A 20093-nucleotide genomic window follows, 5' to 3' on the forward strand; every position below is an offset into this window, starting at 1 on the left:
GGACACGACGGTCCGATGATCGGCACTGCCTCGGGGCGCAGGTCAGGCATGCCAGATCGCCTGTACGACCCCCAGGCGAGGAAGTCACTGACCCCGGCGACACACCTGATGACTCGTCAGCAAAGTCAGCAAAAGGTCAGCATTCAACTGACCAGACCTGCTCCCACACGAGCACACCGTAGAAGCGCACCGCACCGGCTGCGCCACCGAGAGAGGGTACGAAACCATCCCTCCCAGTGGCACGCCGAAAGCCGGAGGCACGGCCGAGCGAAATTTCTTCGGACATCGGCCGTGAGGAGAAAACCCCCAGCTCAGCGCACCCGCCCCCGCGCCTTCAGCTGTGTCACCGGGACCCCTGGGGTGGGCAGGCGTCCGCCGTCGTCGCCCTTGACCTCGCCGAAGCGGTCGCTCGTCATCCACCCCCTCGCGCGCCTTGCGGATCTCCTCGTCCGTGCGGCCCACGAAGTTCCACCACCACTTGATCCGTCGACGTTTCCGCAGGTCAGAGGCGTTCGATTCCGTAGAAGTCAGCAAAAGTCAGCATTGACGCAGAGGACCTGACAAAGAGCTGACGGGCCCTCTACCCAGAGTGATCAAGCCCTGTAAAACTGGCGCGATGAGACGTGTGCACCTGGAAGCGGCCGAAGACCATGTCGAGCGCCTGGCGAGAGAACACGATCCCGTGGGAGCCGTGAAGGAGCTCATCTGGAACGCGCTGGACGCGGACGCCACCAAGGTCACGGTGACCATCGAGCGGTCGGCCACTGGTGCGGTGGACAAGGTCATGATTGCGGACGACGGGGAGGGCATCACCCCTGAGGGCTGCACGACAGCTTTCGAGAAGATCGGTGGTTCGTGGAAGAAGCACAGCCACACCACGGTCGGCGGCCGCCCCTTGCACGGCCGTGCCGGCCAAGGCCGTCTGCGCGCGTTCGCCCTCGGCGCTTTCATCAGGTGGACGACCGTCGCCAAGGGAATTCACAGCCTGCGGAAGACAACGGTGACGGCACACAACGCCTCGCGCAACGACTTCCAGATCGGCGACTCCACGCCCACGGAGGAACCGACGGGAACGCTGGTCGAGGCTTGGGGCCGGCAGTCGGTGGTTCTGGACCGCCTCACCGCCGATCGCGCACGGAGTCTGCTGACGACGGAGTTCGCTCCGTACCTGGCCAGGTATCCCAAGGTCGAGATCGTCTTCGACGGGGAGAAGATCGACCCCACTGCGGTCATCCAGAAACAGTCCGAGGAACGCATCGAGTTCGAGCACGACGGCGCTATGGAAACCGCTGTCGTCCGGATCATCGAATGGGACATGCGGGTGGAACGCGAGCTCCACCTGTGCGATGCCCTCGGTGTCCCCGTCGACATCACGGAGACGAGGATCCAGGCGCCCGGTTTCGATTTCACCACCTACGTCCTCTGGGGCCGGATGACGGAGCACCGGGGTGACTTCCTGCTGGGCGAAGCGTCCGACGGCCCGGTGGCATCGCTTCTGGCCGCCACGCGGGAACACCTGAGGTCGTACTTCCGGAAGCGGGCCGTGGAGCGCCGCAAGGAGGTGGTCGACCAGTGGAAGGACGCCGGCCTCTACCCGTACGACGCCGAGCCGACGAGCGAGGCCGAGAAGGTCGAGCGGGAGACGTTCGACATCGTGGCATCTACCATTCACCGCCATATGCCTCGGCCGGCGAAGCATCAGAAGGCCACGCTCGCCCTGCTGCGCGAATCGGTCAAGCACCAGCCGAGCAACGTGAACCGGATCCTCGACGAGGTCTTCCGCCTCACGAGCGACGACAAATCGGAGCTCGATCGCCTGCTGAATCGTACGAGTCTGTCGAGCATCATCAGGGCGTCCACGAGCGTTGCGGACAGGTTGGATTTCCTCGCGGCCCTCTCGCACATGGTCTTCGATCCGGAGGTCAAGAAGCTCGTCAAGGAGAGGTCGCAGCTCCACAAGATCCTTGAGAACGAGACGTGGGTGTTCGGCGAACACTACCAGTTGCTCGTGAGCGATCGCTCCCTCGACCAGGTGCTCGATCGCCACCTCGACCTTCTCGGGCGGGACAACCGGAGTCCTCAGCCCGTGTACCGGGAAGACGGATCGGTGGGGATCGTCGACCTCATGCTGTCGAGGTCCAGGCGCGAGCACGATCGGCAGCAGCATCTGGTCGTGGAGTTGAAGGCACCCAAGGTCAGGGTAGGTGACAAGGAGCTCCAGCAGATCAAGAGCTATGCGCTCGCCGTGGTCGAGGACGCCCAGTTCGCGGACGTCAGGGCCGAGTGGGACTTCTGGCTCGTCACTTCAGAGATGAGCAAGGTCCTGAGAGCGGAAGCCAGGCAGGCAGGAAGGCCCCGGGGGTGCATCTGGGATCTGAAGGAGAACGAATACACCGTCCGCGTCTGGGTCAAGACATGGTCGGAGCTGATCGACGAGAGCAAGGGCCGCCTGCAGTACTTCAAGGAGCATTTCGACCATGACCCGTCGGTCGAGCAGGCAATCGACTACCTGCGTCACTCCCATCTCCCGTACCTTCCAGACGCTCTGATTCCAGCTCCGCGTGAAGGGCAGACAGCCAATACCGGAGCCGGCGTCCCGGGCTCGACGGAGGCAGCAGCGGATCTGGTGTGAAAGTAGGCGCGACGGCAGAGCCCCAGGCCACGGACCTGAGACTCTATCGTCGCCCCGCTACACCGGGAGGTCCGGCCGCACAGGTACTGCGGTCGTACCTCGGGAACCTGCCTGGGTCGGCGATCCGCCGTATCGTCAGCTCCGGTTCCTGTCCCAGGGGGCGCGTCAGTGGGGAGTCCGGACTGCTCGATCAGTCCTCCGATCGAAGCCGCTGACGAGCCGCCTCAAGCTGCTGGTGATAGTCGGATGCGAACAGCTCAGGAAGTGCCTTGTCGAGCGTTCCGGCGATCCGGTGGATCGGCGCCCAGACCGCCTGATCGTCGACAACGCGGCTGAGGTCCGTCATCTGGAGCTTCTCCAGCCAGTGCGACAGCACCAGTGCCTCGTCACTCGTGAGCTTGATCGTCACCTGCCTATCGCTCATGCACACCCCTACGGCTCGGCCCACCCCTGACCGCCGAACCTACTGGCCCTGGACCTTGACCAAACACATAGGGGCACCCCTGTCCCGGACACTCCAGTGGGCACCCCACGGCAGCGCGTTTCAGCACCGCCGAGAACCCCCGCCGGACGAGGGGTTGCCGAAGAGCATGACCACGAGGACGGTCAGGAGCGTTCCGGCAGCTCCGAGCAGCTTTTGCAGGACTGCGGCAACGAGGGCGACGGCCGCGATGATCAGGGCGAGGATCGGCCAGACGATCCAGAACTTCTCGGCCGGGTAGCCCTTCAGCCAGAAGCACACTTCGCGGCCGCTCCCCGCGATCAGGCGCTCGTGTCGTCAGACGCGCGGCTGCTGCTGCGTGATGCAGTGGATCCCGCCGCCGTTCGCGAAGATCTCGCGGGCGTCGACGAGTTCGATTTCGCGCCCGGGGTAGAGCTTCGCGAAGGTCGCGGCGTTCTCCTCGTCGCGCGGGTCGTCGAAGCCGCACAGCACGACCGCGCCGTTGGCGACGTAGTGGTTGATGTAGCTGTAGTCGACCCAGCCGTGGCCGTCGTCCTCCAGCACGGTCGGCGCCGGGATCTCGACGACCTCGAGGGCGCGTCCACGTGCGTCGGTGGCGGAGCGCAGCAGCTTGAGGTTCTCCTTGCCGACCTCGTGGTCCGGGTGCGCCGGGTCGGGCTGGGTGTGGCACAGGACCACGCCGGGGCGGGCGAAGGAGGCGATGATGTCGACGTGGCCGCGGGTCCCGTTGACGTCGTAGTCGCGGGTGAGGCCGCGAGGCAGCCAGATGACCTTCTCGATTCCGAGGTACGCGCGCAGTTCGGCCTCTACGTCATCCTTGGTCCAGCCGGGGTTGCGTCCCTTGTCGAGCTGCACGGTCTCGGTGATCATGACGGTGCCCTCGCCGTCGACGTGGATACCGCCGCCCTCGTTGACCATGCGCGACACGTACCGCTTGGCGCCGGACAGTTCGATGACCTGCTCGGCGGTGTGCTGGTCGCGTTCCCACGTGGCCCATTCCTGGGCGCCCCAGCCGTTGAAGATCCAGTCCGCGGCGGCCAGGTTGCCCGCGCCGTCGGTGAGGAAGGTCGGGCCGCTGTCGCGGATCCAGGCGTCGTCGAGCGGGCGTTCGACGACGGTGAGCGGCGTGGCGACGTACGGCGCGATGCTGTCGGCCTCGCCGACGTTGGCGATCATGGTGACCGGTTCGTAGCGGGCTATGGTCTCGGCGACCTTGCCCCAGGCGACGCGGGCGTGGTGCAGGTCGTGGTCAGGGCCGTCGAACGTCGCGTTGGACGTGGGCCACGCCATCCAGGTCCGTTCGTGCTCGACCCACTCGGCGGGCATCGAGAAGCCGTCTGCGGCCGGGGTGTTCGTCATGTCGGAATTCCTTGTCCGGTGCTCGGTGAGGGTGAAGGGTCGTGGGTCAGAGGAAGTAGAGGCGGTTGAGGGAGACGGAGTCGGCCGGCTCCGACATGACCGGGTCGCCGTCGAGGGTGACCAGCCCGGTGTCGGCGGCGACCCGGACCTCGGCGGTGCGGTTGTTGAAGTGCATCGCCGCAGGTCCGATCCCGCGCGTGCCGCGTACTCCGACGCGGCGCCGCTTGGTGGGCATCAGGTCGCCGCCGGTCTCGGCGGCTGCCTGGCTGGTGAACGCGACCGACAGTTCCGCCGGGGCTCCGCCGTGTGCGCCGAACTGCGGTCCGAGTACCAGTGGTTCACATGTGTCGGTGGAGGCGTTGGGGTCGCCGACGACGCCGTACGCGGGGAACCCGGCCTTGAGTACGAGCTCCGGCTTGGCTCCGAAGTGGTCCGGCCGCCACAGCACGAGGTCGGCCATCTTGCCGGGCTCGATCGACCCGACCTCGTGCGAGAGTCCGTGCGCGATCGCCGGGTTGATGGTGAGCTTGGCGATGTAGCGCAGTACCCGGGCGTTGTCGTGCCGTCCGTCGGCGGGGTCGCCTGCCAGGGGCCCGAGTTCGGCCTTCATCTTGCCTGCCATGGCGAACGTACGGCGGACGGTCTCGCCCGCGCGGCCCATGCCCTGGGCGTCGGACGACGTGATGGGGATGACGCCGAGGTCGTGCAGTACATCCTCTGCACCCATCGTCCCGGCCCGGATGCGGTCACGCGCCATCGCGGCGTCGCCGGGCAGGTCCGGCTTGAGGTCGTGCGCGGACACGATCATGCCGAAGTGCTCGGCGAGCGCGTCGCGTCCGAACGGCAGCGTCGGGTTCGTCGACGAGCCGATGACGTTCGCGACCCCGGCCATGCGCATGACGTTGGGTACGTGCCCGCCACCGCAGCCCTCGATGTGGTACGCGTGGATGGTGCGTCCTTCGAGCACCGCGAGGGTGTCCTCTACCGACAGGCATTCGTTCAACCCGTCGGTGTGCAGGGCGACTTGCACGTCGTGGTCCTCGGCGACGCGCAGCGCGGTGTCCAGTGCCCTCGCGTGTGCGCCCATGTCCTCGTGGACCTTGAAGCCGGATGCGCCGCCCTCGACGAGTGCCTCGTCGAGCGGGCCGCGGCCGGAGGATGAACCGCGGGCCAGGAAGGCGATGTTGACCGGCCACGCGTCGAACGCGGAGAAGGCGTGCCGCAGCGCCCACGGCGAGTTGACGCCGACGCCCCACACGGGCCCGAACTCCTGCCCGACGATCGTCGTCACGCCCGCGGCGAGCGACGCCTCCATGATCCGCGGGCTCATCAGGTGGACATGCGTGTCGATGGCGCCCGCGGTGGCGATCAGGCCCTCGCCGGAGACGATCGTCGTGCCGGTGCCGACCACCACGTCCACGCCGTCGAGCGTGTCGGGGTTTCCGGCCCGGCCGATCGAGGCGATGCGGCCTTCGCGGATGCCGATGGACACCTTGCGGATGCCCTGCACGGCGTCGATGACGACGACGTTGCTGATCACGACGTCGCACGTCTCGCGGACGGTCTCCGCCTTCAAGTGCAGCCCGTCGCGTGCGGTCTTGCCGAACCCGGCCAGGAACTCCTCGCCGTGCTGTTGCGCGTCCGACTCGATCTCGATGATCAGCCCGGAGTCGCCGAGCCGGATGCGGTCGCCGGCGCGCGGGCCGTACGTCGAGGCGTAGTCGCGGGGATCGAGGAATCCCCCGGTCGCGGCAGTCATCAGACCGCACCTTCCTTGTAGATCCGGGGCTCTGCCGTCACGTCGGTGCCGGTGTCGAGGTAGCCGCAGGCGTGCGCGCGGCGCAGTGCCTCGCTCTTCGCGCCGGGCGCGTCCAACGGCCCGTCGACCAGTCCGGCGAAGCCGATCGCGATGCGCGTCCCGCCGATCGGGACCAGGCCGACCGAGACCGTCGCGCCCGCGTCGAAGCGCACCGTGGCGCCGGCCGGGATCGCGGCGCGACGCCCGTAGGCGGCCGAACGGTCGAACAGCAGCCGGGGGTTGGCTTCGAAGAAGTGGAAGTGCGACGTGACGCTGACCGGCACCTCCGCGGTGTTGCGCACGTCGACGGTCACCACGTCGGCGTCGGCGAACGGATCGTTCGGGGCGTCCCCGATCAGCACCGCACCGGGCGCCTCGTCACCCAGTGAGCCGGGTCCGGCCTCGTCGGGCTGCGGTGCGGCGAAGCCGCCGGTACGCGAACCGCCGGCGTGGCAGGCGCGGTCGACCGGGGTGGGAGGCGCACCCGCACCTTCGGCGGACCGGAACGGGTCGGTGACCACGGCGAGCCGCGTGGCGTCGTCGAAGACCGCCTCGACCTGGATGTCGCCGACGATGTCGACGACCCCGGGCAGCACGTCGTCGGGGCCGAGCACGCTGCGTGCGAGGTCGATGGCCTCGACGAGGCGCCTGCCGTCGCGGGCCGCCTCACAGACGGTGTCGGCGATCAGCGCGTGGGCTTCGGGGACGTTGAGCCGCAGGCCGCGGGCGCGGCGGGCACGCGCGAGCTCGGCCGCCGTGAAGATCAGCAGCCGGTCGCGCTCCGTCGGGGTGAGTCGCATGGAACCTCCGATTGGTGCGCCGGTCAAGGCAAGAGCGAACGGCGTTCCGAAGAAACGTCAACACCGTTGGGGTAGAAGGAAGTACGCCGCGTGTTCGTGGGGTCGGGTCTTCCCGGCGGCGACATCGCGCGTCCCGGCACGTCACCGCGGTCGAGGCCGCCGGCGATCACAGGGCGCCGGATGGACTCCGGCGCATGCCTCGTCGGCCACGCGGCCGAGGGCGGGTTCGGCAGGGTACGCCTGCCGGCCGCCCCGGTGCGGCCGGTCTCTTCGCGGATCGAACCGATGCCGTCGGCGCTCGGGCCGGGGCGGGCGCGGGGTCCGGCGTCCTTCAGGAGCGGGGCGAACGCCGGGTGTCCGGCGTCCTTCAGGAGCGGGCCGGGGCGCGTGGGGCGCGGCGGCGGCGGGGGGTGGCGCGTTGGGGCGTCAGGTCGACGGATGGGGTGCCGGGGTCGGGCAGGGGAAGGAAGGGCAGGTCGTCGTCGTAGTGGACGGCGAGGGTGATCTGGCCGGCGGCGAGGCGGCGGGCGTCGGCCAGGCCGAGCGTGGACGTGGACGTCTCGGTGATCAGCCGGGTGGTGAGGCCGTCGAGCAGTGCGAGGGCAACGGTGGCCACGTCGGCGGGGTCGCAGTCGCGGAAGTCTCCCGAGCGCAGCCCGTCTTCGACCACCGCGGTGAGCGGGCGCAGCATACGTGCGCGGAACTCCGTGAGTGTGGCCGCGAGTTCGGGTGATCCGGAGGAGCGGATCTCCAGTTCGGCCCACAGGCGGCATTCGAGGACGTCGTCGTGGGTGAGTGGGAGTCCGAAGTCGATGAGGTCGGCCAACCGCTGCGGCGGGGTGTCGCGGTCGGCGTGTCGGGTGCGGCCAGGGAGGCGGGCTTCGGCTCGGGTGAGGGAGTGCGCGAGCGCGCCGGTCAGCAGCCGGTCGCGGCCGGTGAAGTGGTAGTGCACCAGCGCACTGGAAACACCGGCGCGGGCGGCGATGTCGGCGATGCGGACGCCGTCGAAGCCGTCCCTCGCGATCAGCTCGACGGCGGCCTGCAGGATGCTCTCCCGCGCGCCGCCGACGGCATCCGCTGCCACGCCGTCGGTCCTGATCTCCTGCTCGGTCACGGCATCGATCCTGTCACAGCTCTTGTCCTCGGTCTCTAGCTGACCTTAAAGTCAGCCACCTGCCGCTGACTTTAACATCAGGAAGCGCAAGGAGGGCAACACTCATGAATCGCCGAGGCACGACGCTCACCCCGATGGCGTGTACGGGACGCGGGTGACGTGGAGATGTCCACGGGCGATTTCGACTTGATCGAGGCCGTCGCGGCGGCCGCCACGGGCATCACACCGCGGCAGCGACCGCCCTCCAGCTCCCGCATCCACATCCACGCCGGCCCCCGGGGTGCGGCCCGACCGCACCACCAGCACCGCAATGCCCACCTGGACCGCGACGCTTCTCGGCCCGTTCGACCCGTATGAACCGGAGAACCCCGTGACCCCCGCTGAACCCACCAGAACCGCGACCGACCAGGCGCTGCCCCCCGCCTCTCCCGACGCGGTGCATATCGAGACCCGCGGCATCGATCACATCCCCGACGACGAGCGCCACGGCCGCCCCCGCGACCTGCTCTTCGTCTGGGCCGCAGCCAACGTGAACTACCTGTCCGTCGTCCTGGGTGGCACCCTGGTCCTCCTCGGGCTCAACACCTGGCAAGCACTGCTCGTCGTCGTCCTGGGCAACCTGTTCTGGGTGTTCAACGGCATCCTTGCCGTCAGCGGCCCGGTCGCCGGCACCCCCTCCAGCGTTCAGACCCGCGCCATCTTCGGCATCCGCGGAAACCGCGTATCGACGGTGCTCACGAACTGGTCGGTGTGCGTGGCGTACGGGGCCATCAACCTCGCCATGGGCGCACTCGCCAGCTTCGCGCTCCTCGACCAGCTAGGCGTCACCGTCACCACCGCGACCCGCTGGGCCGTCGTCCTGGTCCTGGCGATCCTCACCATCGTCGTCAGCGTCTTCGGTCACGCCCTCATCCTGCGCCTGAGCCCGGCATTCACCTGGATGCTGACCATCACCCTGACCGTGCTCGCCGGATTCGTCGTCGCCGACGCCGAGCCCGGAAAGCAGCCCGTCGACGCCCCGCAGGGCGACGACCTGCTCGCGATGGCGCTGCTCGGCTTCACCATCATCGCCTCCAACCCGCTGTCCTGGGGCACCGGATCCGACTACTCCCGCTACCTGCCCGCCGACTCCTCACCTCGCGCGGTGGCCGGATGGACGGCACTCGGCGGCTTCATCCCCTCGGTCCTGCTCGGCGCGGTCGGCGTCCTCGCCGGCACCGCCGTCGATATGACCGACCCCCAGGTCTCCCTGAGCGAGATCGTGCCGGGCTGGTTCTACCCGCTCTTCCTGATGGCCATCGTCATCGGCTCGATCGCCGGCAACATCCTCACCATGTACAGCTCCGGCCTGGCCCTGCAGGCCGTCGGCCTGCCGATCAAGCAGTGGGCCGCCGTCCTGCTCGACGGCGTCGCCAGCGTCGCCATCGCCGCGTACGCCCTGTTCGTCACCGACTTCATCGACGCCCTCGGCCAGATCCTCGAGATCACCGTCGCCATACTCGGCCCCGGCCTGGCCATCAGCGTCACGGACCTCATCCTGCGCCGCAACCGCTACAGCGGCCCCGGACTGCACAACGAGACCCCCACCAGTGCCTACTGGTACCACGGGGGCGTCAACATGGCCGGCATCACCGCGCAGATCCTCGGCACCACCACCGCGCTGCTGTTCATCAACTCCACGGACTTCCAGGGACCCCTCGCCGTCGCACTCGGGGGAGCGGACCTGTCCGCACTCGTCGGTCCCGTCATCGGCGCGGGTCTGTACGCGGTGTTGTTCAAGCGGCTGTACGCGACCCAACTTGCCGCGGCCCGATCCGACCTGTAACGGCCACGGAGCACGCGCGTCATGTCCACACTTCGGAAGAGGATCGATCAGATGCCCACATCATCGATGTCCAGGCGCGGCTTCGGCGCCGCCGCCCTGATGGCCGCATCGGTCGTCGCGCTCGGCGGCCGCGCGGCCGCCGCGACCGACACGGCGCCCGCCGCGCAACGCTACGCGGTACCCGGCGAGTTCGAACCGCACGCCGGCACCCTCATGGCCTGGCCGCACGAGACCGGCGGCGCCGGCTGGAGCGGGCACATGCTCGAGGCCCAGGCCGAGATAGCCGGACTCGCCAGGGCAATCGCCCGGTTCGAACGCGTCATCATGGTCGCCCACCCCGGCACGGCCGACGACGCCCGGGCACAGTGCGGGCCGACCGTCGAGGTCACCGAGTACGACGTCTGGGACTGCTGGACCCGGGACAACGGCCCGGTCTTCACCGTCAACACCTCACGCACCGCGATGATCGGGCTCGACTTCGTCTTCAACGGGTGGGGCAACAAGTACGCCTACGGCAACGACGACAACCTGCCCACCGGTGCCTGCGACTACCTGGGAGTCCCCCGCAAGCCGATCGACATGGTTCTGGAAGGCGGCTCGGTCATCCAGGACGGGCAAGGCACCCTCATCGTCACCGAGGAATGCCTGCTCAACCCCAACCGCAACCCCACCATGAGCAAGGCCCAGATCGAGAACGTCCTGCTCGACACGTACGGAGCACAGAAGGTGATCTGGCTCCCCTACGGCCTCGACGGGGACTATGACACCGACGGACACGTCGACCTGTGCGCCTCGTACGTCGGACCGGCCAAACTGCTGATCCTCACCCAGCCCGGCACCGGCAGCCCGAACGAGCAACGCATGGCAGCCAACAAGGCGGTGCTCCAGGCAAGCACGGACGCCCGCGGCCGCAGATTCGAACTCACCGAGATCCACGACCAACCCCGATGGTTCGAATCGGGCAGGAACGTCGTCATCTTCAGCTACACCAACCACTACCCCGTCAACGGCGGAGTGATCGTCCCGCTCGCCGGAGTGCCCGAGGACAACACGGCCCTGAGCATCATCGGCAGCCTGTACCCCGACCGCGAGGTGGTGGGCGTATCGGCCCGCACCCTCGCCTGGAACGGCGGCCAGGTGCACTGCGTCACCCAGCAGATCCCGCGCATCGGCTGACAGAAGCCTCGACGCCCCCACCCGATCAGCGCCGGCGGCGCATGCTGGTCGGGTGGGGGGTTCAGCTTCGCGACGCGTCGAGGTCACCCGGTGGGGTGCTGCGTCACTCCGCAAGGCGCTTGGGCGTGTTGGCGCGGATCAAGGTGTCGTCGGTCGCGGGGTGGGCCAGGGGTTCGGTGGCCGGGCGGAAGCCGGCGAGGACGATGGCGAGGTGGCGGCGCCAGACGTCGGGGGTGCGGCCTTCGGTGTCGTCGATCAGGACGCGCAGCGCGAGAAGGCCGGCGTACACATCGCTGAGGGTGATCTCTTCGCGGACCTCGCCGGCGTCCTGGGCGCGGATGAGGAGTCCGTCGAGGAGGGAGAGGAGTTCGGCGCGGCGTTCGTCCGCCTCGGGCGGGATGGCCGCCCACAGGCGGGTGAGCCAGCCGTGGTGGGCGGCCAGCACCGTGCCGGTGTCCCACAGGGCCCGTTCCAGGCCGCGGGCGGCGGGCGGCTCTGCGGCGGCGCGGCGGACCACGGCGAGGATCGAGTCGAGGATCTCGTCGCTGAGTGCGGCGAGCAGGTCTTCCTTGGTGGGGAAGCGGCGGTAGAGGGTGCCCATGCCAACGCCGGCACGGGCAGCGATCACCTCGACGCCCGCGTCGGGGCCGAGCTCGGCGAAGACCTCCCACGCGGCCCGCAGCAGCCGCTCCCGGTTCTGTGCCGCGTCGCGGCGCATGGTCCTGGGCTGGTTCGATGCGGGCCGGTGGGGTGTGGTCATGCGAGGGTCGGGTCCTTGCGCTCGGTCACCGGCTGGCCATGGCGCGCCGGGGCGATCCCACGCTCTGGTCACTCCGGCCGCGCTTGACCGCCGGGATGGCGAAGGCCGCGGCGGCGGCGAGCACGGCGCTGCCGGTCAGGAACCAGAAAGTGTTGGTGTAACCGGAGTCCTGGGGGAACGGGTGGGCGGCCGTGACCCCGGAGGACAGGATACTGGCCGCCATCGCGCTGCCGATGGCGCCGCCGATGGTGCGGATGTTGGCGTTCATGCCGCTGGCGGCCCCGGTCTGGGCCGGGGGGACGGCCTCGACGACGATGGCGGACATGGCGGAGAAGGCGAGGCCGAGGCCGAGGCCGATCAGGGCGGAAGCGGTGTAGATCTGCCAGGCGTGGTCGTGGCCGGCGACCAGCATCGCGAACGGGGCGATGGTGATCAGGCTGCCGGTGATCAGTACGCGCTTGGAGCCGAAGCGGGCGGCCAGAGGGCCTGCCAGCACGCCGAGGACGAACATGCCGGCCGTCATCGGCAGCATGTAGATGCCGGACTGGGTCACGCTCGCGCTGAAGCCGTAGCCAGCGAGGTGTTCGGGCGTCTGGACCAGCTGCGGCATGAAGGTCATCGAGGTGTACATCCCGATGCCCAGGAGCAGTGCGACCAGGTTGGCGGTCCACACGGCCGGGATGCGCATCATGGCCATGTCGATCAGCGGAGCCTTCGAGCGCGCCTCGACCAGGAACCAGTAGCCGAAGAAGAACAGGGCGGTCGCGAACAGACCCGCGGTCCGCAGCGAGCCCCAGCCCCAGCTCGACACCTTGCTGACGCCCAGCAGGAGGGCCACCAGCCAGATGGAGAGCAGCAGCGCGGCACCCCAGTTGATCGGTCCCGGGGTGCGCACAGGCGACTCGGGGACGAACAGGTAGGTCGCGATGGCGGCGGCACAGATGAGGATCATCGGCGCCCAGAACAGCCAGTGGTAGTCCAGGTGGTCCACGATCGGCCCGGCCAGGATCAGCCCGAGCCCGGCGCCGACCGCGGTCAGGGCCGCGGTGACGCCGACGGCGCTGCGGACCTTCGCGGCGGGGAACTCGTCACGGATGATGCCGAAGGCCAGCGGCACCACGGCACCGCCCACGCCCTGGATGACCCGCGCGACGACCATCGGTCCGATGGAGTCGGAGAAGCCGGCCAGTGCGGATCCGGCGGCGAGGGCGACGAGCGTGACGATCAGCATCCGCCTCTTGCCTGCCTTGTCCCCGATCCGACCCAGGATCGGGGTGGCCACGGATGCCGACAGCAGGTAGCCGGTCATCAGCCAGGTCGCGGTGTCCTGGGTGGTGTCCAGCTGCTCCGTGAGGGTCGGTAGGACCGGGACCACCAGCGATTGCAGCAGCGAGAACGCGCCGACGCCGAGCAGCAGCACGGCGAAGGTCAGGTTGTAGTGGGGGCGGGTGCTTGATCTGGCCATGGGTGTGGGCTCCAGCGGAAACAACGTAAGCGGAGATTAAGTTCCGCATCTGAGGCTAACAGAAGCGGAGAATAGATTCCGCATATCCGGTTCCGCCCGGCACGGCACGGCACGGCTCCGCACGCGGGCGACGTGGCGACGCCGCCCCGCGCAGCCGTGCCCCCTGCCGGTCGGGCGGGAGTGCCGGGGGTCCCGCCCGGAGCCGAACGGGTGCCGCGAAATCCGCAGCGCGGCAGGACCGAGCACGGCCGCGTCGGGCGATCGGGGACTGCGACCTGCTGCGCATCGAGGGGGCCGCGACCTCGTATGCCTCCGCCGCCTGCGAGCCTCATTCCGAAGCGATCGGTTACACGTGTCATGTGCATGCGTGATTCACCGCCCCGTCACCGCCATGTCGCTCAACTCCCTTAGAAATCACGGCATGTGCGATCACGACCTCATTCCCCCTCGCCCCGACCTGACCGACGACCAGTGGACGAAGCTGGATCCGTCCGTAACGCGTGCCGCCGCGCTGCCGACCGAACTCCCCGCAGCCACCACCGGATTCAGCCGACGCGCCGTACTGGGTGTCGCGGCGGCCGGAGCGGCGCTCGCCGTGCTCCCGCCCGCCGCGGGCCGCGCGCAGGCCGCCGAGCAGGCGACGACCGCCGGAGCCGCCAAGTTCCCCTTCCCCTCCGGGCCGAACAGCGCCGGCGAGTACCGCGTACTGATCACCGGGGACGCCGGCACCGGCGCCGCGGAGCAGTACGCGGTGGCCGCGGCGGCCCGCAAGATCTGCGCCGCGGAGGGTGTGGGTCTGGCCGTGGGCCTCGGCGACAACCTCTACGAGAACGGCCCCGAGAGCAGCGACGACTCGGAGTTCGCGACCAAGTTCGAGACCCCGAACGCCGGGATCGACGTGCCCTGGCTGATGGTCCTGGGCAACCACGACTGCTCGGGCCTGATCCCCGGCTCCGGCGGAATGCCGGAGCGCGGGGACTTCGAGGTCGCGTACGCCGCCACCTCGCCCCGCTGGTACATGCCCTGGCGCTATTACGGTGCCACGTTGCCGTCCGGGGCGGACCCGACCGTGCCGCTGGTGGAGTTCTTCGCGATGGACACCAACCCCGTCGCCTCGATGACGGCGCAGATCGCCCCGTACTACTGGTGGAACGGCCAGTACATGCGGGAGCAGCGCGCCTGGCTGGAGAAGGGGCTGACCACCTCGCGCGCGACGTGGAAGATCGTCCTCGGCCACCACCCGTACATCAACAACGGTCACCACGGCAGCGCGGGATCGTTCGACGGCTTCACCACCGGCGACTACACCAGCGGAATCCACCTCAAGGAGCTGTACGAGGAGGTCATCTGCGGCCGCGCCGACCTGATCCTCTCCGGGCACGACCACACGCAGCAGATCCTGGAGCCGAACACCCGCAGCCGGGGCACGCGCCAGATCGTCTGCGGTGCGGCGGGCAAGGCGGGCGACGGGCAGCAGCACGGCAGTCACCCGGCGCGGTGGCAGAACTTCTCCCAGCGCGGCTTCATGATCATGAAGGTGTCGGCGACCGCGGTCGGGTTCGACGCGTACACGGTCGACGTCGCCACGTCGACCGCGCACCTCGCGCACAGCTTCACCTCGACGAAGACGATGCCCGCGACCGTGTGACCGGCGACGCCGACGACGTGGTCGGTACCGATGACGCGGCCTCGGCGTCTCCCACGTCATCGGCGGCCGGGCACGGACGCACCGGGCACGTCCCCGGCTGCCCCTGGGGGTGGCTCGCCGGCCGGCGAGAGGTGCCGCCCTCCGTCCCGCGTGCGCGTCAAGCAGGCGGCGCCGCGTGTCCGGGTTCGTCGCGTTGTCGACCGCCGTCCGGGCCGTGGCCGGTCCGCCGCCGAGGGCGCCCCTGCCTTTATGCAGTTCAGTCAGCCTCTGGGAGAGAGAATCGAAACCCTCTCTGTGGGTACTGGCGCTTTCGAGACGATTCTGCGGAGTGCGGATCTAATCCGAGAAACAGCTCTGGAATCAACGTCCCTGTGAGCTTCAGGGGTGGGGGCAGATCCTCCACCACGAGGGGCGTGCTCGGGAAGTTCGCCAGAGCCTCCAGCACCTCCTCCATGGCCCCCGACCTCCGCCACCGATGAAGCTGCCCCTGGACGGCGCGATAGTGCCCGTACTCCCTCGGCAGCTGATTCCAGCGACAGCCGGAGCGAACCTTATGCAGCACGCCGTCGAGCGCCCGCCGCGGGTTGCGCCCCGAGAACCGTACGGGGATCACCGGTGACACCGCGCCCCAGGCTTCGTCCGACAGGACCGGAACCCCACGCCCCCGCTCGCTCAACCACGCCGTCAAGGTGCAGGGGGTCCCCCGCCGAGCCGCGGGCACCTCCCCCCGATCGTGGCTTCGATGTCCAGCAGCTCCAAGAACTCCACCTGCCGCTCGGCGCTGAGCCGCGTGAGCCGACGGCGGGCATGTCGCGCCAGGGACTGGAGGTCTTGCGCCCGCTCCGTGGCATCCAGCGCCTCCTTCTCCCAGGCCGACGTCTCGGCACGCAGAGCTTCGACTTCGGCGAGCTCCTTCCGCAGGGGTTGGAGTGCTGCGGTCACCTCAGCCTCCGCCTCGGTGTCGCTGGCGCCGGACTCAATGGCCTGGCGCACCAGCATGGTGTTGGTGACGGCGATCGTTCGCTTGGGCGAGGAGGCCTTCTTGTCCAGGTCCTCAATCCGGGTCGCGAAGTCGACCCTCCCGGCAGACGCAAAGCTCACGTGCTGGTCGACGAGGATCTTGAGGCGCTCCACGTCGCCGAGAAACCAGTCCACCGTCCACAGAGTCTCGCCGCGCCACGGCATGCCACGCTGGAAGAAGTTGAGCACTTCCAGCACCGTTGCGAGCAGGACGACCCAGGGGCCGATGAGGGTGCGGACCGCATACCTGAGGGAGTGGACGTTCACTCTGCTTCTCCCATCAGGGTGGCGAGGGCTCGCTCGAGGTCGGTGTCACCGGGCGCGTCGGGCTGGGCGCGTTCCTCCAGGGCGGGGACGTCGCCGTCGAAGACGACGCTGCCCGTGCTGAGAACGATGACCCGGTCGGCCAGGCCGCGGATGTCTTCCACCAGGTGGGTCGAGATGATGACGATGCGCCCCAGCGCGGCCTTGGCGACCGTTTCGCGCAAGGCGATGCGCTGGCGGGGGTCGAGGTGCACCCGGTCGCGGGCGCCGAGTTTGGCGAGCAGGTTCGCGACATGGGTCTTGGCGATACCAGGGCTGATGCCGAGGTCGTCGGCGAGCTCGCGGTTGGACAGGCCGCGTCCGAAGAGGCTGAGGACCTCCCCTCGCTTGACTTCCGCTGCCCGGATGGGACACCAGCCATCACGCCAAGGCCCGCCAACCCTCAGTGATCTCCTCGTGGACGGCTCTGGCGTCCGGCACGGTATTCCCCGGGCCGTGGGTCAGCAGGGTGAGCAGCGCCGTGCCGTCGGCCGGACGGCCTGTCGGTTCGGTGCGCAGGGCTTGCCGGACCACAGTGGCCAGGGCCGGGTCGATCGCCTGCAGGGCGTCGAGCGCCGCAGGTTCCGGGCCCGTCTCAGTGATCCTGCGGTATACCGCGCCGATGCTGGTCGCGGCGAACGGGCTGTCGCCGTGGACGGCGGCGACCACGCAGCAGGCCCATGCCCAGATGTCTGCGGCCGGGCCGGGCTGTGTTTCTTCGAACTGCTCGGGGGCCATGTAGGTCAGCGTTCCCGGTGTGCCGCCGGTGCGGGTGAGCCTCGTGCGGTCCACGATCGCGGCGATGCCGAAGTCGAGGAGGCGCGGGCCGTCGCTGGTCAGCATGATGTTGCCCGGCTTGAGGTCCCGGTGCACCAGGCCCAGACGGTGGATGCCTCCCAGTGCCGTCGCGAGTGCGAGGGCGAGGGCGCGCAGCGCCTGCGGGGCACGGATCGGGCCTTGTTCGCGCAGGTGGGCGTCGAGGGGGCGGCCGTCGAGAAGCTCCATGGCCAGGAAGGGCCGTCCGGCGTCTACTCCGGAGTCGAGGACACGGGCTGTGTACGCGCCCGAGACCATGGCGAGGACCTCGGCTTCGCGTTCGAAGCGGCTCAGCAAGTCTGCGTTGCCGAGGAGTTCGGGATTGATGGTCTTCAGCGCCACCTGGGTCGCGGAGCCTGCACGGCGGGCGGCGTAGACCGTGCCCATGCCGCCGGCGCCGATCCTGCCCAGCAGGTGGTACGCGCCGATGACCTGGGGTTCGTGCGGCTGAAGCGGCGGGAAGGCCCCAGGGAATCCCGGGGACTGGAGACCGGCGGGGGGTAGAACTTCCGCGCCGGGGGCGGTCGGGGGGACGTAGAGGGTGGGGCTTGGCGGAGTGGTGGTGGCCAGAGGACGGTGCCGGAAGCTGACGGCGAAGGCGACACCCTGGAACACCGCGGCCGCCACTGTCACGCCGACGGGCATCACCGCGACCATCAGCAGCACCCACAGGATGAAGCCGCGGATGATCCGGGTACGCGTGCGGCGGGAGTTCCACAGCCCGGCGGGCATACCCGCCGTCAACAGCCTCCGCTGCGTGAGAATCCAGAACACCAGAATCAGGGCCATGCAGACGAAGACGGTGATGGCCTCTCCCTGGCCCAGGTCGAGGGGCTGCCGGCCGTCCCACCGTTGCATCTCGAAGATCCAGCCGCCCACGTTGAGAGGGCTGCTCGGCCAAGGCGCAGTCGCGAGGGTCCGGAAGTCGACGGGCGCGTCGGTGCTGGGCAGGAAGATCATCAGTCCGGCTGCGCAGGCCAGGACCAGGCCGCTCTCGAAGCGCGGAATCGTCCTATTCCCGTCGCCGTCCGGCACCCCCGTGAAGGCCGCGGCCTCCCGCTGCCTGACCCTTCGCTGGGAACGGATCAGCAGCGGGAGCGAAAGCAACCGCACGACCAGCGCGAAGGCGGCAATGATCAGCACCGCAAATATGACGAACTCGAGTCCGTACGTGTGGAATCCGAACATTCCGCCCCCGCCTCAACCGCGCCTCTGACCGGCGCGAGTATAGGGGGCCGGCGTTACAGCAGACCTTGGCCGGAGATGACCGTGGGCGCCCCACAGGGCTGCGTCAGTTGTGCTGTCCGCAGTGCCCGACACGCTCCTTCTACGTTCCTCCTGATTCGGCAGCACCAAGCCACCATGGCTGCGGGTTCCACCCTCCTGCGGACAGGCCCTAGTAGTCGCAGTCGCCGCACTCGCCGGGGGGCTCGTACATGTCTCGTCTACGACGCTCGTCGCCACAGCGGGCGAGAAGATGCTCCGGCAGATGGTCCTGCATCTGCCACCACTCCAGCGTGAAGCCGTGCTCGTCCTCCGCGTGGACCAGAAACGGGCCGTTCTTGCGCAGCGGCTCGTACTCGTACCAGCGGTCCTTCCGGGCGAGCACCCTATCCGGGGCGGGCTTGGCGAAGTCGCCTCCCATGAAGTCGTAGACACGGCGGACGTCCGCGACAGTGATGTCGCGCACGGGAGTGAGCACAAGCGGCCAGCACGCGGGGTCGTCGGAGCTGTCCACGTCCTCAGGCACCCTGGCGGATCCCCCACTAAGGGCGTGCACCGTCCACCGAGGGATCCCGCTCGCGCGGCCCACCTCGGCCATGGGCACACCGGCACGGGCCGCGTGCACGGCCAGCGCCTCCGCCTCGGTGAGACCACCGCGACCGTACTCGACCGACCTGGCCGCTTCGCCGGCCATGTGCAGCCAGAAGTACGGGCCGCAGCTGTCCGGTACAGGATCGCCGAGGTGCTCGGCGCAGCGGCTCCCTGGGGCCGCAGGTGCCTCGTTGGAGCAGAAGGAGTGCCCGCACAGCTCGACAACCCGCTGGGTACCCAGCTCGGGGTCGAAGACGGTGCATGCACGGAACACCCGTCTGGGCTCGCCGCCCGCCGCGGTGAAGAACCGTATGCGCTCACCCCGCCTGGCGCGCTCGACCTGGAACCTCCTCACCTCCCATGCGGAGAGGACATGCCCGGCCATGGCGATCGACAGGGCCGGGAACGGCCGGAAGGGCAGAGGGGTGGAATCGTCGAGGGTCGGGATCTCGATGAACGGACGACGGCTGTCGGCGTCGTCGAGGTGACGGAGCGAGAGTGCCAGGAGTTCTGCGGCGTTGACGTGCGTGCTGTCGGCTTCGGTCATGCGCCCTCCGTTCAGGGGTACGGCGGCTGGGCCCGCAAGCAGGCAGGACCGGAGAATACTCAGCGGACCTCTGGTGACCGAAACGCTTTTCCATCGGGTCCCGCGGCCGCAGGGCCGACGGAACCTACCTCAGTCACCGATGTCCTCGGCGGCACGGGGCGGCGCTTGCCGTCCGGTCGGCAAGGAACCTGCCTGCCCGAGGTGGGCGACGGGCCCAACGAGGACCTCGAACAGTCGCCGCAGCGGTGCCGCCCCGATTCGCCGCCGGGCCCTGGACAGCGAGACTGGGCCCGGGCAGAGCGACTCGCAGTTCCCGGAGTAACCGACACGCCGCTCTGCTGGGTCAGGCCCGTCGGCCAGCTCCGCACGGCTGAAGGGCTGCGGTGCCGCCATGGTTCGCACTTATATCGGCAGTCGCCAGTCGGCAGTCGGCAGTCGGCAGTCCAGCGTCATGGCGGATGAGTTAAAGGCCAGCCTCGTCTCCATCCGCGCTTTCGGCCGCATCAAGGTTCCTGGCGCCCGCCGAAACTGGACCGCCGCGAAGTCGCAAGC

17 protein-coding genes and 1 pseudogene are annotated in these 20093 nt (G+C 69.1%); 4 read left to right on the forward strand and 14 right to left on the reverse strand.

What is annotated here, in order from left to right:
- The first annotated feature begins 616 nt into the window (after positions 1–616).
- Entirely contained in the window at positions 617–2632 is a 2016-nt protein-coding gene (locus tag ACIBG6_RS09065; RefSeq protein ID WP_399221909.1) for an ATP-binding protein, read from the forward strand.
- Positions 2633–2822: 190 nt separating this feature from the next.
- Here ACIBG6_RS09065 and ACIBG6_RS09070 read toward each other — a convergent pair whose 3' ends face one another.
- From ACIBG6_RS09070 to ACIBG6_RS09095, 6 genes are all read right to left on the reverse strand, one after another.
- The gene (locus ACIBG6_RS09070; protein WP_399221910.1) at positions 2823–3056 is read right to left on the reverse strand and encodes a hypothetical protein; all 234 of its coding nucleotides are present in this window, start codon (positions 3054–3056) and stop codon (positions 2823–2825) included.
- A gap of 120 nt (positions 3057–3176) precedes the next feature.
- Positions 3177–3374, reverse strand: a complete 198-nt coding sequence (locus tag ACIBG6_RS09075; RefSeq protein ID WP_399221911.1) for a hypothetical protein — start codon at positions 3372–3374, stop codon at positions 3177–3179.
- 36 nt (positions 3375–3410) lie between these two features.
- Positions 3411–4454, reverse strand: a complete 1044-nt coding sequence (locus ACIBG6_RS09080) for an agmatine/peptidylarginine deiminase (protein ID WP_399221912.1) — start codon at positions 4452–4454, stop codon at positions 3411–3413.
- Between the two features lie 46 nt (positions 4455–4500).
- Positions 4501–6213 (reverse strand): urease subunit alpha, encoded by a 1713-nt coding sequence (locus tag ACIBG6_RS09085; protein ID WP_399221913.1) that lies wholly within the window; start codon positions 6211–6213, stop codon positions 4501–4503.
- On the reverse strand, positions 6213–7052 hold the full coding sequence (gene ureA / locus ACIBG6_RS09090) for an urease subunit gamma (protein ID WP_399221914.1): 840 nt from the start codon (positions 7050–7052) through the stop codon (positions 6213–6215). The genes ACIBG6_RS09085 and ureA overlap by 1 nt, the downstream gene beginning before the upstream one ends.
- 367 nt (positions 7053–7419) lie before the next feature.
- The gene (locus ACIBG6_RS09095; RefSeq protein WP_399221915.1) at positions 7420–8166 is read right to left on the reverse strand and encodes a TetR/AcrR family transcriptional regulator; all 747 of its coding nucleotides are present in this window, start codon (positions 8164–8166) and stop codon (positions 7420–7422) included.
- Between the two features lie 370 nt (positions 8167–8536).
- Between ACIBG6_RS09095 and ACIBG6_RS09100 the strand changes: the two genes are divergently transcribed.
- Positions 8537–9991 (forward strand): purine-cytosine permease family protein, encoded by a 1455-nt coding sequence (locus ACIBG6_RS09100; protein WP_399221916.1) that lies wholly within the window; start codon positions 8537–8539, stop codon positions 9989–9991.
- Positions 9992–10042: 51 nt separating this feature from the next.
- Positions 10043–11167 (forward strand): agmatine deiminase family protein, encoded by a 1125-nt coding sequence (locus ACIBG6_RS09105; protein ID WP_399221917.1) that lies wholly within the window; start codon positions 10043–10045, stop codon positions 11165–11167.
- Positions 11168–11270: 103 nt separating this feature from the next.
- Here ACIBG6_RS09105 and ACIBG6_RS09110 read toward each other — a convergent pair whose 3' ends face one another.
- Together ACIBG6_RS09110 and ACIBG6_RS09115 are read right to left on the reverse strand one after the other, a co-directional pair.
- Positions 11271–11927, reverse strand: coding sequence for a TetR/AcrR family transcriptional regulator (locus ACIBG6_RS09110; protein WP_399221918.1), 657 nt, complete (start codon positions 11925–11927; stop codon positions 11271–11273).
- A 25-nt stretch (positions 11928–11952) separates the two neighbouring features.
- Positions 11953–13392, reverse strand: a complete 1440-nt coding sequence (locus tag ACIBG6_RS09115; protein WP_399221919.1) for an MFS transporter — start codon at positions 13390–13392, stop codon at positions 11953–11955.
- A gap of 421 nt (positions 13393–13813) precedes the next feature.
- On the opposite strand from ACIBG6_RS09115, the gene ACIBG6_RS09120 reads away from it, so the two are divergent.
- Positions 13814–15040 carry a metallophosphoesterase gene (locus ACIBG6_RS09120; RefSeq protein ID WP_399221920.1) on the forward strand — a complete coding sequence of 409 codons (1227 nt, stop codon included), beginning with the start codon at positions 13814–13816 and terminating at the stop codon, positions 15038–15040.
- Positions 15041–15296: 256 nt separating this feature from the next.
- On the opposite strand, the gene ACIBG6_RS09125 is transcribed toward ACIBG6_RS09120, so the two are convergent.
- The 6 genes and pseudogenes from ACIBG6_RS09125 to ACIBG6_RS09150 form a co-directional block, all read right to left on the reverse strand.
- Positions 15297–15761, reverse strand: coding sequence for a transposase (locus tag ACIBG6_RS09125; protein ID WP_399221921.1), 465 nt, complete (start codon positions 15759–15761; stop codon positions 15297–15299).
- Positions 15725–16327 carry a hypothetical protein gene (locus ACIBG6_RS09130; protein ID WP_399221922.1) on the reverse strand — a complete coding sequence of 201 codons (603 nt, stop codon included), beginning with the start codon at positions 16325–16327 and terminating at the stop codon, positions 15725–15727. The genes ACIBG6_RS09125 and ACIBG6_RS09130 overlap by 37 nt, the downstream gene beginning before the upstream one ends.
- On the reverse strand, positions 16324–16578 hold the full coding sequence (locus tag ACIBG6_RS09135; protein ID WP_399221923.1) for a hypothetical protein: 255 nt from the start codon (positions 16576–16578) through the stop codon (positions 16324–16326). The genes ACIBG6_RS09130 and ACIBG6_RS09135 overlap by 4 nt, the downstream gene beginning before the upstream one ends.
- A 3-nt stretch (positions 16579–16581) precedes the next feature.
- Positions 16582–16809 (reverse strand): annotated as a pseudogene (locus ACIBG6_RS09140) (response regulator transcription factor); the annotation flags it as partial.
- Complete coding sequence (locus tag ACIBG6_RS09145) at positions 16745–18367, reverse strand: serine/threonine-protein kinase (protein ID WP_399221924.1); 1623 nt, start codon at positions 18365–18367, stop codon at positions 16745–16747. The gene ACIBG6_RS09145 and the pseudogene ACIBG6_RS09140, both read right to left, overlap by 65 nt.
- A 208-nt stretch (positions 18368–18575) precedes the next feature.
- Positions 18576–19541: a hypothetical protein gene (locus ACIBG6_RS09150; protein ID WP_399221925.1), complete on the reverse strand. Its 966-nt coding sequence runs from the start codon at positions 19539–19541 to the stop codon at positions 18576–18578.
- Positions 19542–20093: the final 552 nt, after the last annotated feature.

Source organism: Streptomyces sp. NPDC050842 (assembly GCF_044456565.1).
Taxonomy (GTDB): Bacteria; Actinomycetota; Actinomycetes; order Streptomycetales; family Streptomycetaceae; genus Streptomyces.